12 protein-coding genes are annotated in these 11796 nt (G+C 61.6%); 4 read left to right on the forward strand and 8 right to left on the reverse strand.

Annotated features, from left to right (window positions below):
• Positions 1 to 2: 2 nt before the first annotated feature.
• Positions 3 to 1235: a class I SAM-dependent methyltransferase gene (locus FKV68_RS15550; RefSeq protein ID WP_180941527.1), complete on the forward strand. Its 1233-nt coding sequence runs from the start codon at positions 3 to 5 to the stop codon at positions 1233 to 1235.
• A gap of 123 nt (positions 1236 to 1358) precedes the next feature.
• Here the strand turns inward: FKV68_RS15550 and rfbC are convergent, their stop codons facing one another.
• Positions 1359 to 1892, reverse strand: coding sequence for a dTDP-4-dehydrorhamnose 3,5-epimerase (gene rfbC, locus FKV68_RS15555; protein WP_180938693.1), 534 nt, complete (start codon positions 1890 to 1892; stop codon positions 1359 to 1361).
• 220 nt (positions 1893 to 2112) lie between these two features.
• Between rfbC and FKV68_RS15560 the strand changes: the two genes are divergently transcribed.
• From FKV68_RS15560 to FKV68_RS15570, 3 genes are read left to right on the forward strand one after another with little or no spacing between them, the layout of a single operon-like run.
• Positions 2113 to 2940 (forward strand): NAD-dependent epimerase/dehydratase family protein, encoded by an 828-nt coding sequence (locus FKV68_RS15560; protein WP_245181315.1) that lies wholly within the window; start codon positions 2113 to 2115, stop codon positions 2938 to 2940.
• Between the two features lie 23 nt (positions 2941 to 2963).
• On the forward strand, positions 2964 to 4031 hold the full coding sequence (locus FKV68_RS15565; RefSeq protein ID WP_245181316.1) for a class I SAM-dependent methyltransferase: 1068 nt from the start codon (positions 2964 to 2966) through the stop codon (positions 4029 to 4031).
• On the forward strand, positions 4024 to 4791 hold the full coding sequence (locus FKV68_RS15570) for a cephalosporin hydroxylase family protein (protein ID WP_180938695.1): 768 nt from the start codon (positions 4024 to 4026) through the stop codon (positions 4789 to 4791). Before FKV68_RS15565 ends, FKV68_RS15570 begins: the two co-directional genes overlap by 8 nt.
• Positions 4792 to 4893: 102 nt before the next feature.
• Here FKV68_RS15570 and FKV68_RS15575 read toward each other — a convergent pair whose 3' ends face one another.
• From FKV68_RS15575 to FKV68_RS15605, 7 genes are all read right to left on the reverse strand, one after another.
• Complete coding sequence (locus FKV68_RS15575) at positions 4894 to 5643, reverse strand: ABC transporter ATP-binding protein (RefSeq protein WP_180938696.1); 750 nt, start codon at positions 5641 to 5643, stop codon at positions 4894 to 4896.
• The gene (locus FKV68_RS15580; protein ID WP_180938697.1) at positions 5640 to 6473 is read right to left on the reverse strand and encodes an ABC transporter ATP-binding protein; all 834 of its coding nucleotides are present in this window, start codon (positions 6471 to 6473) and stop codon (positions 5640 to 5642) included. Before FKV68_RS15580 ends, FKV68_RS15575 begins: the two co-directional genes overlap by 4 nt.
• Positions 6470 to 7402: a nickel transporter permease gene (gene nikC, locus FKV68_RS15585; RefSeq protein WP_180938698.1), complete on the reverse strand. Its 933-nt coding sequence runs from the start codon at positions 7400 to 7402 to the stop codon at positions 6470 to 6472. The genes FKV68_RS15580 and nikC overlap by 4 nt, the downstream gene beginning before the upstream one ends.
• Entirely contained in the window at positions 7399 to 8460 is a 1062-nt protein-coding gene (locus FKV68_RS15590) for an ABC transporter permease (RefSeq protein WP_180938699.1), read from the reverse strand. The genes nikC and FKV68_RS15590 overlap by 4 nt, the downstream gene beginning before the upstream one ends.
• Positions 8461 to 8484: 24 nt before the next feature.
• The gene (locus FKV68_RS15595; protein WP_180938700.1) at positions 8485 to 10125 is read right to left on the reverse strand and encodes an ABC transporter substrate-binding protein; all 1641 of its coding nucleotides are present in this window, start codon (positions 10123 to 10125) and stop codon (positions 8485 to 8487) included.
• A gap of 50 nt (positions 10126 to 10175) precedes the next feature.
• Positions 10176 to 11231: a dipeptidase gene (locus FKV68_RS15600; RefSeq protein ID WP_180938701.1), complete on the reverse strand. Its 1056-nt coding sequence runs from the start codon at positions 11229 to 11231 to the stop codon at positions 10176 to 10178.
• Between the two features lie 201 nt (positions 11232 to 11432).
• A complete protein-coding gene (locus tag FKV68_RS15605; RefSeq protein WP_180938702.1) occupies positions 11433 to 11774 on the reverse strand; it encodes an SMR family transporter in 342 nt (113 codons plus the stop codon).
• Between the last annotated feature and the right edge of the window lie 22 nt (positions 11775 to 11796).

Raw genomic sequence — 11796 nt, forward strand, 5'->3', positions numbered from 1 at the left:
TAATGCCCCATCACTGCCGTTTCTGCTCGACCCCGCTTGCAACGCTCGTTGCCGACCTGGGTGCGACGCCCTGGTCCAACTCGTTTCTCGAGCCGACCGAAGAAGCGATCGCGCGCGAGCAGGCCTTTCCCTTGCAGGTGATGGTCTGTTCCGAGTGCCTGCTCGTCCAGACGACCGAAACCGTACCGGCCGATGAGATCTTCAACGCGGAATATCACTACCTGTCGTCGTTCTCGACGAGCTGGCTGGACCATTCCCGGCGCTATGCCGAAAAGATGATCGACCGTTTCAATCTCGACGGCACGTCACAGGTGGTGGAGGTTGCCTCCAACGACGGCTATCTGCTGCAATATTTCGCCGGGAAGAATATTCCCGTGCTTGGCGTCGAACCCGCGGCCAATGCCGCCAAGATAGCCGAGGGTCGCAACGTCCCGACTCATGTCGCCTTCTTCGGGCAGATAACCGCAAGTGAACTGGCCGCACGCGGCATCCGCGCCGACCTGACGGCCGCGAACAATGTTCTGGCACACGTGCCGGACATCGCCGATTTCGTCAGCGGCTTCCCGATCCTGCTGAAGCCGGACGGTGTGGCGACCTTCGAGTTCCCGCATCTGCTGCACACGATCGAAGGCATCCAGTTCGATACGATTTACCACGAGCACTATTCTTATCTCTCGCTGGTCGCCGTCGAGCGCATTTTCAAAGCCTGCGGCCTGCACGTCTTCGACGTCGAGGAGCTGCCGACCCACGGCGGCTCGCTGCGCATCTATGCCCAGCTGGCAGGCGGCAAGAGGCCGGAGACCGCGGGCCTCGCGAAGGTGCGCGCCGACGAAGCTGCAGCCGGTCTGATGCGTATGGAGACCTACCTGGCGTTCGGAAAGCGGATCGCGGCCGTCTGCGAAGAATTTCGGGCCTTCCTCGCGGACGCAAAGGCCGAGGGCAAAACCGTGGCGGCCTACGGCGCCGCGGCCAAGGGCAACACTTTCCTGAACGTTTGCGGCCTTACCTCCGACGACATCGCCTTCATCGTCGACCGCAATGACCTGAAACAGGGCAAGCTGTCGCCCGGCAGCCATATCCCGATCCACGCGCCGGACGAACTGGCGGCCGCCAAGCCCGACTATGTCGCGATCCTTCCCTGGAACCTCACGGAAGAGATCGTTGCCGCGAATGATCACGTCCGCTCCTGGGGCGGCCGCTTCGTGGTCGCTATCCCGGAAGTGCGCGTGATTTGAGGGCGGGACCACTGCATGTGTCCTCAAACCGATTGAGGAAACAAACATGCAGCAATTCAAATTGCTACAGCGTCCTTTGCACGTCTGAAAGGACGCACGGCGCTGTAGGCGCCCCACCAGCGATCAGACGAAAGCGAGGTTTCGGTCGCGCTCGGACATCTGGGTAATTTCGATCGGCCATGCGATTTTCACGCGCGGGTCGAGCGCATTCAGTCCACCTTCCGCCTCCGGCGCAAAAGGCTTGTCGTGAAGATAGATCAGCTCGCAATTCTCAGTGAGGGTCTGGAAGCCGTGGGCAAAGCCGCCCGGGATCATCATGGACCGCGCATTCTCCGCGCTCAAAACCTCGCCGTGCCAGCGCAAGTAGGTCGGCGAATCCGGCCGCATGTCGACAGCGACATCGAAGACCGCGCCGGCCAGACACGAGACGAACTTCGCCTCCTCATGGGGAGACCGCTGGAAATGCAGTCCGCGGACGGCGCCCTTGGTGCGCGTCATCGAATGGTTGATTTGAGCAATCGACCCGGAAGAACCGAGCTCGAAAAGCTCCTCCTGGCAAAAGAAACGCGAGAAGAAACCGCGCTCGTCACCGAATTGCTTGCGCTCGACCACCTTCAGGCCGGGAAGTTCCGTATGGATGCGCTTGAAGCGCGACATTGCTTGTCCTCTCAATTAGCCCAAGCGATTGATGAGCGCGGCGAGTTTGCAGGCGCTACCATCATTCCCGCACGATCGAAAGACGTTAGAGCGATTCCGGGGAAAGTGTGTAGCCGTTTTCCGTCCGCAATTGCATCGCTTCGATGGGTTGCGCCTAACCTGGCAGCGGTCTCATGAACACTACCCCTTGCAAAGATCCTTGCCCGCGAATGGAGAGCGCTTGACCAAACAAGTCCTTCTCACCGGCGCCACCGGCTTTGTCGGCCGCCATGTCCTGCGCGAATTGGCTGAGCGTGGCATCGCCGCGTGCCCTGTCGTACGCACCGGAACCGAAAACCGCCTCGCCGACGCGGTCGGAATCGAGCGCATTCTTTCAACCGATGCACTTTTTTCCGAGTCCGCGGAATGGTGGACGCAGGCACTCGCCGGGATCGACACTATCATCCATGTGGCGTGGTATGCCGAGCCCGGCAAATACCTCACGTCGCCTCTCAATCTCGATTGTCTCACCGGCACCTTGGCCATGGCCAAGGGCGCTGCCGCCGCCGGCGTCAGGCGCTTTGTCGGGATCGGCACGTGCTTTGAATACGAGCTGACCGGCCGGCCGCTTACCATCGATACGCCGCTCGAGCCCCTGACGCCCTATGCTGGCGCCAAGGCCGCCACGTTCATGGCGCTTTCACAATGGCTGCCGCACAATGGTGTCGAATTTGCCTGGTGCCGGCTGTTCTATCTCTACGGCGAAGGAGAAGACGAACGGCGCTTCGTTCCCTATCTCAGAAGATGCCTCGCCGCAGGACAGAGAGCTGATTTGACCCAAGGCCATCAGGTCCGTGATTTTCTCGACGTCAGCGAAGCCGCCAGGATGATCGTGGACGCTTCGGTCAGCACCGCGCAAGGAGCGGTCAATATTTGTTCGGGCATACCGGTAACGATCCGAGAATTTGCCGAGAGAATCGCCGACGAAAATGGTAGGCGGGACCTGCTCAATTTCGGAGGTCGAGCCGAAAACCTCGTCGACCCACCTTATGTCGTGGGCGTCAGGTGAACCGACAGGCTGAGGGACCACTTATGGCATCAGGAAACGCCACGCGAGTGCTTTATGAGCAGCGCGAGTTGCCGATTTTTCAAAACAAGATGTACGACAGCGCCGATGAGGCGATATCCTCGCCACGTGGGGAAATGCGCCTCGTGGAGGATCTTGGCACGGGCCTGGTGCGCAATGCCGCCTTCAGGCCCGAACTGATGGTTTACGATACGAGCTATCAGAACGAGCAGGCCGTCAGCCCTTCATTCCAGCGGCATCTCCAGGATGTCGCCAGGATCATTGTCGATACGATGGGACGCCATGAGCTCGTCGAAGTCGGATGCGGGAAGGCCTTCTTCCTCGAGAAACTGCTTGGCGAAGGCGTCGACATCACCGGTTTCGATCCGGCCTACGAGGGTGACAACCCTCGCGTCCGCCGGGAATATTTCCAACCGGGCTCCGGCATCGAGGCCAAGGGCCTCATCCTACGCCATGTGCTCGAGCACATTCCGGATCCCGTAGCCTTCCTCGAGCAATTGAAACAGGCGAACGGCGGCCAGGGGAAGATCTATATCGAAGTCCCCTGTTTCGACTGGATCTGTGAGCGCCGCGCCTGGTTCGACATCTTCTACGAGCACGTCAATTATTTCAGGCTGTCCGACTTTCACCGGATCTTCGGCAAGGTCATTTCGAGCGGCCGGGTCTTTGGCGGCCAATATCTGTTCGTGGTCGCGGAATTGAATTCGTTGCGCAAACCCGTCATCGACGAGAAGGACCGGGCACGCATTCCGCAGGACTTCACCCGCAAGCTCGACGCGCTGGATACTGCTGACCGGGAACCGGCGGTGATCTGGGGCGGGGCGTCGAAGGGCGTCATCTTCTCGCTGCTCCGCACGCGCGCCGGGCTGCCGGTAAAGGCGGTCATCGACATCAACCCGGCCAAGCAAGGCAAGTACCTGCCGATTACCGGACTACCGGTCTGCGCGCCCGAGGACGTGCTGGCAGACTTGTCCCCCGGCTCGAACATCTACGTGATGAACCGCAATTATCTCGAAGAGATCAAGCGAATGTCCAACAACGCCTATACCTACATCGAGGTCGATCATGACTGATTTCCGAAAGGAGGTCGCCGCGCGCATCTCCGAAATCGAAGCGAACCGCGAGTTCCGCAAGAGTGCCGCCGATTTCCTGCGCCAGTCGATCGGTCCGAAATATTCCTACAACTACTTCTGGATGGATCGGCCCATCATCCAGTATCCGCAGGATATCGTCGCGATGCAGGAGATCATCTGGGCGACGCGTCCCGATCTCATCATCGAAACCGGCATCGCTCACGGCGGTTCGCTCATCATGAGCGCATCGATCCTGGCGCTCCTCGACATGAGTGACGCAATCGAGGCTGGCACGACACTCGACCCGCGCGCCCCGCGCAGGAAGGTGCTGGGCGTCGACATCGATATCCGCGCCCACAACCGGGATGCCATCAAGGCCCACCCGATGTCGTCCCGGATCCACATGATCCAGGGGTCGAGCATCGAGCGCAGCGTGGTCGAACGGGTCTGCGACTTTGCAAAACCCTTCGAGCGCGTCCTCGTCTGCCTCGACAGCAACCACACCCACGATCACGTGTTGGCAGAACTGGAGGCCTACGCGCCGCTGACGACCAAGGACAGCTACTGCGTCGTGTTCGACACTGTCATCGAAGACCTTCCGGAAGAGGCCTATCCCGATCGCCCGTGGGGCAAGGGAAACAACCCCAAGACGGCAGTGTGGAAATATCTGGAATCGCACCCCGAGTTCGAGATCGACCGCTCCATCGACCAGAAGCTAATGATCACGGTTGCTCCGGACGGCTTCCTGCGCCGCCGTTGATCCAGAAAGGGACACAGTCCAACCCCCCGAAGCTATCGTTTCGGGGCGTTTTTTGTTCCGAAAGCAACCCTACGCCGGGCTATCAGAGAGGGCTCGGGAGCTTCACCCCCGCCGGAATCCCTTGCTCGCCACCATCAGGTTGCGGGTGTAGTCCTCGCCGATGCGTCCGGCGACGAGATCGGCCGACGACAACCGTTCGACGACACGTCCGCCGCGCATGACCGCAAGCCGATCGCACATATGGGTGACGACCCCGAGATCGTGGCTGACCATAATGAAGGTGAGCTTGCGGTCGCGACGCACCTGTTCGAGGAGGTTGAGCACTTCCGCCTGGACGGACGCATCGAGCGCCGATGTCGGCTCGTCGAGTAGCAGGATAGAGGGTTCGAGAATGAGCGCCCGCGCGATGGCGATTCGTTGACGCTGGCCGCCGGATAGCTGGTGCGGGTAGCGGAAGCGAAAGCCCGAGCCGAGCCCGACCTCGTCCAGCGCCTTCAGGATGCGGCGTTCACCATCGCCGACACCGTGGATCGCCAACGGCTCCAGCAATTGCCGGTCAACCGTCTGGCGCGGATGCAGGGAGCCGTAGGGATCCTGGAACACCATCTGCACCGAGCGATAAAAAGCCTTGTCGCGGCGCGCGCCTTGAAGCTGCCGGTTCTCGACGCGGATTGTACCCTCGGTTACCGGCGCGAGCCCCGCAACCGCCCTGAGCAAGGTGGATTTTCCCGAGCCGGACTCGCCAACGAGGCCAAAGGACTCGCCGGCAGCGACATCGACGCCGACAGCGTCCAGCGCCTTGAAATCGTCATAGGTGACCGTGAGGCCTTGAACCGAAACGGCAGTCGTCATAGCGCCCACTCCGGCTTGCGGTCGAGGACAGGCAAGGGATGGCGATCCGCCCCGATAACGGGCATGCAGTTCAGGAGGCCCTGCGTGTAGGGATGCTTGGCGCCGGCGAGATCCGAGGCGGCGATCTCCTCGACGATCTTCCCCGCATACATCACCAGCACCCGGTCGCAGAAGGACGAGACAAGCCTGAGGTCGTGCGAGACGAAGATCAATCCCATGCCGCGATCGGCGACCAGCTTGTCGAGGATCGACAACACTTCGAGTTGCACCGTCACGTCGAGGGCCGACGTCGGTTCGTCGGCAATCAGAAGCTCCGGGCCGGCGACCAGCATCATGGCGATCATCGCTCGCTGGCCCATGCCGCCCGAAACCTCGTGCGGGTAAAGGTCGAAGACGCGGGCTGGGTCGCGAATCTGCACCGCCGCGAGCATATCCAACGCCCGCTCCCGCGCTTCGGAACGGCTGACGTTCTCGTGCCGGCGAAGCGTCTCGACGATCTGCCGGCCGATGCTCATCACCGGATTCAGCGAATATTTCGGATCTTGCAGGATCATCGCGATGCGCTTGCCGCGAAGATCCCGGCGGACTTTTGGCGGAGCGGAAATGAGATCGACACCGCCGAACGAAAGCGTCTTTGCCGTAACCTCGGCATGCGACGGCGTAAGCCCCATGATCGCCCTGCCCGTCTGCGATTTGCCGGAACCGCTCTCGCCGACGATGCCAAGACGTTCGCGCCCAAGCGTAAAGGAGACGCCGCGCACAGCCTCGATCACACCGGTTCGCGTCGGAAACCGGACCTTCAGGTCGTTGACCGTCAGAAGCGCGCTCATTGGCCGCTCTCCCGCGGGTCGAGTGCGTCGCGCAGGCCGTCGCCAAGCAGGTTGAAGCCGAGGCTGACGATCAGGATCGCGACACCGGGCATGGTGGCGACCCACCACTGATCGAGAATGAAGCGGCGGCCGGAGGCGATCATCGCCCCCCATTCCGGCAGCGGCGGCTGCGCGCCAAGGCCAAGGAAGCCGAGGCCCGCAGCCGTCAGGATGATGCCGGCCATGTCGAGGGTGACGCGCACGATCAGCGACGACAGGCACATCGGCATGACATGGCGGAAGATGATACGCGCCGGCGACGCCCCCATCAGTTGAACGGCGGCGATATAGTCGGAATTGCGGACCGTCAGCGTCTCGGCGCGGGCGATGCGCGCATAGGGGGGCCAGGAGGTGATCGCAATCGCGATGACGGCGTTTTCGATGCCGGGCCCAAGCGCCGCGACGAAGGCCAACGCCAGGACGAGCTTCGGAAAGGCGAGAAAGATATCGGTGATGCGCATCAGCACGGCATCGATCCAGCCGCCGGAGTATCCGGCGACAGCGCCGACAATAAGGCCAACCGGTGCAGCGATGATCGCGACGAGAACGACCACCGCAAGCGTCAGCCGCGACCCGTGGATCAGTCGCGAGAGGATATCGCGGCCCTGATCATCCGTGCCGAGCAGATACCCCTCGCTTCCGGGCGGCAGCAGCCGCGCGCCGGCGAGGTTGCCGACCACTGGCGAATGCGGCGCCAGCACATTGGCAAAGGCCGCCACGAACACCAGCCCGAGCAGGATGATGAGGCCGAGAACCGCGAGGCGGTTCGCCGAAAAGCGCCGCCAGGTCATATAGGCACGGCCGAGACGCGCTTGGGTGCGCGATTGCGGCCGGTCGGACAGCAGCCATTCGCGGCGTGTCATCGGTCGTGTTTCGGTGGCAAGGCTCATCGCGCGCGCGTCCTTGGATCGAGCGTCCGGTAGAGGAGATCGGACAGGAGATTGATGCCGATGAAGACCGATCCGATGACAATCGTTCCGCCGAGCACGGCGTTCATATCGGCGTTCTGCAGCGAATTGGTGATGTAGAGGCCGAGCCCCGGCCAGGCGAAGACGGTTTCGGTGAGCACCGACCCCTCAAGCAGGCCCGCATAGGAAAGCGCAATCACCGTCACGAGCGGCACGGCTGCGTTGCGCAAGGCGTGGCCCCAGATGATCCGCGCTTCCGAAAGACCCTTGGCGCGCGCGGCGACGATATATTCCTGCTGCAGTTCATTCAGCATGAAGCTGCGGGTCATGCGGCTGATATAGGCGAGCGAGAAATAGCCAAGCAGCGATGCCGGCAGGATGATGTGGCGAAAGACGTCGCGGAAGACATCCCACTGCCCCTGCCAGAGTGCGTCGACGAGATAAAAGCCGGTGATCGGCGAAAACGTATACTCGTAGACGATATCGATGCGGCCGGGATAGGCGACCCATTGCAGCCGGGCGTAGAAGACGAGCAGCGCCAGCAGCGCCAGCCAGAAGATCGGCACCGAGTAGCCGACGAGACCGATGACGCGGACGATCTGATCCGCAATGCTGCCGCGCTTGACCGCCGCGAGCACCCCGAGCGGCACGCCGATGAAGGCGCCAATCAGCGTTCCAAGCGTCGCGAGCTCGATCGTCGCCGGAAAGACGCGGCGGATATCCGTCATCACGGGATTGGTCGTCAGCACCGAAATGCCGAAATCGCCGGTAAGCGCCTGTCGGACATAGATGAAGAACTGGTGGTAGAGAGGCTGGTTGAGCCCCATCGCCTCACGCGTTCTCTCGACGACATGCGAGGGCGCCCGGTCGCCGAGAACGGCGAGCACCGGATCGATCGGAATCACACGCCCGATGAAGAAGGTGACGGCGAGAAGGCCGAGGTAGGTGGTCGCCACGACAACAAGGAATTGCAGTGCCGAGGTCACAACCTTTCGGGAACGGGCGCGCCTGCGCCCGTTCGATCGTTCTGTTCCGCTCATGCTCAAGGGAACGGTCCTTTCGGGTTATTCCTTGGAGACGTTCCAGACGTAGTTGGTGTCGAAGCTCGGACCGAGCTTGAGGCCTTTCAGGTTGCCGCGAAGGCCGGCAACTTCCGTCTGCTGGAAGATGACGACGAACGGGCTTTCCGCGAGAACCGTCTTCTGGAGTTCCTTGTAGGTCTCCGCGCGCTTGGCGCCATCGCGCTCAAGCAGCGCTTCCTTGGTCTTCTTCGTCAGCTCCGGAACGTCCCAGGCGTTGCGCCAGGCAAGTGTCTTGTTCTTGCCTTCGTCGGAATTGTCCGGATTGCTGGTGAAGGTTTCTGCGTTCGAGTTCGGATCGAAATAGTCCATGCCCCACACGCCGATATACATGTCATGGTTGCGGGCGCGGTACTTCGTCAGGGTCTGCTTGCCGTCGCCGGGGATGATCTCGAGCTTCACGCCCGCCTGTCCCAGCGTCTGCTGGAAGGATTCGGCGACGCCCGTGACCGGCTGGGTGTTGCGTACGTCCATGGTAACGGAGAAGCCATCCGGATAGCCGGCCTTTGCCAGCAACTCCTTGGCCTTCGCCACGTCGAACTTGTAGGGATTCTCGTCAAGCGCGCCCAGAACCCCCTTCGGCAGGAAGCTCTGGTGGATTTCGCCGATGCCCTTGATCAGGGTCGAGCCGATTGCGTCGTAATCGACGAGGTACTTGAAAGCTTCGCGGACTTCGGGCTTCGCCAGCGCCTCGTTCTTCTGGTTGAGGCTGATGTAGTAGATCGAGCCCTTCGCCGCGCTGGTCGTTGCCAGATCGCCGTTCTTCGCCACGGCCTCGTAGTCGCCAGGCTCCAGGTTGCGTGCGACGTCGACGTCGCCGGCCTCGAGCGCCAGGCGCTGGCCGGAGCTTTCCTTCATGTGCCGGTAGATGACGCGGGCGAGCTTCGCCGGGTCACCGTAAAAGTTGTCGTTGCGTTCCAGCACGACGACTTCGTTCGCCCGCCATTCGCGCAGCTTGAACGCGCCGGAACCGGCATAACCCGTCTTCAGCCATTCGTTGCCGAAGTCGTTGTCATACTTGTAGTCCGCAGTCGGGGTCACGGCCTTGACGTGCTCAAGCACCAGCTTCTTGTCGACAACCGAAGCAACCGTTGCGGTCAGGCAGTTAAGGACGAAGCTCGGTGCGTAGGCCTGGTCGACGGTGAAGACAAAGGTCGTTTCGTCGGCGGCCTTCGCCTTTTCGGTGACGTTGTCGCCGTTAAGGCCGAACTGGGTAAGGATGAAGGCCGGGCTCTTGTCGAGCTTCACGGCACGCTCGAACGAATAGGCGACGTCCTCTGCCGTGATCGGATTGCCGGAGGCGAATTTCAGGCCGGGTTTCAGCTTGAACGTATAGGTCAGGCCGTCATCGGAAACCGTCCAGCTGTCCGCGAGATCGCCGACGACCTTGGTCGTGTCGTTGAGATCGAGGCGGACGAGCAGGCTGTAGGTGTTGCTCGTCATTTCCGCGGTCGAGAGCTCGAAGGCCTCGCCCGGATCCATGGAAATGATGTCGTCGATCGCGAAGGCTTCGACCAGCGTGTCCTTCGGCGTCTCCGCGAAGGCAGGCTGGGAAGCGCCCATTACCATGGCAAGTGCTGCCGAAGCGGCAAGCAGTCGAAAACGTCCATTAAGCTTGTGCATCATTTTTTGCAGTTCCCTCGTTTTATGCCCTTTCCGGGCCTTTCTTCACAGGATCAGGCGGCCTCGTGCCATGCCTGCCCCAGAACTCTCAGCCAGTTCTCCCGGCATATCTTTGCCAGTTCGGCCTCACCATATCCGGCGTCCTTCAGCGCGGCAACGAGCTTCTGGTTACCCGCCGCGTCGGCTATGTCCTCCGGTATGGTGGCGCCGTCGAAATCCGATCCGAGTGCCACGCAATCGATTCCCATGCGCTCGATCATGTAATCGACATGGCGCACCATGTCGGACAGAGGCGTCGCCGCATTCTCCTGCCCGTCCGGGCGAAGCATCGTCGTGGCGTAGTTGAGACCGACGAGCCCATGGCTCTCGCGCACGGCGTCGAGCTGCCGGTCGGTGAGATTGCGGGCGACCGGTGTCAGCGCGTGGGCGTTGGAATGGCTGGCGACAAGCGGCTGGTCGGTGGTCTTCGCCACATCCCAGAAGCCCTGTTCGGTGCTGTGGGCCAGATCGATGAGGATACCGAGCCGGTTGCAGGCGCGCACCAGGTCGAAGCCTGCCTCGGTCAGGCCGAGGCCTGTGTCGGGAGACATGGGATAGGCGAACGGCACGCCGTGGCCGAAAACATTGTGACGGCTCCAGACCGGACCCAGCGACCGAAGTCCGGCCGCATAAAAGGTTTCAAGCGCTGCGAGATCGGGCCCGATCGCCTCGCAGCCCTCCATATGCAGGACCGAGGCGAAGATACCGTCCGCGATCGCCGACCGGATTTCAGCGGTCGAGCGGCAAAGCCTCCAGGCCCCGGCGCGATCGAGCCTGATGGCGATATCAGCAAGCTCCATCGCCGTAGCAAGCGACGGCAGCCGGTCGAGCGGTTCGGACAGAGGGGTGGCGTAGTGGCCGTTTTCGTCCGGCGTCTTCAGCACCAGATCGCCCGATGGAATGTAAATCGCCGAAAGACCGCCGGCGAGACCGCCCCGCTTGGCGCGCGGCGCATCGATGTGGCCCTTGTCGGTCCCCTCGACGAATTCGGTTACCGGATCGCCTCCGCTGCGCCCGTGCTGCCAAAGGCGCAGAAGCACGTCGTTATGGCCGTCGAAAACCGCCTGCATTCCCAAAATTCCTTCGCATTATCAGGGAGATCGGATGGAATGCTTCCATGCCGCATCCAAAGAAGGGACGCGGGCGATGCTATTGAAACAGATCGGCCATTTCAATGAATTTCAGGGGTTTTCCCAGTGTAATCTGTAGCGAAATGTTGCAGGGACGCAGGGCGGAACCCAAAACGCCGCTTGAAAGGCATGGTCGACGGATCAGTGAAATGTCGACTTGGAAAAGAGATTGAGAACCAATACGCCCGCGATGATGAGCGCCAGCCCGAAAACGGCCGGCAGGTCGAGCTTCTGACCGAAGACGAGATAGCCGGCGGCAGAGATCAGCACGATGCCGAGGCCGCTCCAGAGTGCATAGGCGATGCCGACCGGAATATAGCGCAGCGTATAGGAGAGGAAAAAGAAAGCGACGCCATAGCACAGCACCATGATCACCGTGGGCGCCAGCCGTGAGAAATGCTGCGCCGCCTGCATCGCGGAAGTGCCTAGCACCTCGAAGACGATGGCGATCACCAGGACCGTATAAAGCATGGCGGGGTTCATGGGAGGTCTCCGGTGGTTGAGA

It is taken from the genome of Sinorhizobium mexicanum (assembly GCF_013488225.1).
Lineage (GTDB): Bacteria > Pseudomonadota > Alphaproteobacteria > Rhizobiales > Rhizobiaceae > Sinorhizobium > Sinorhizobium mexicanum.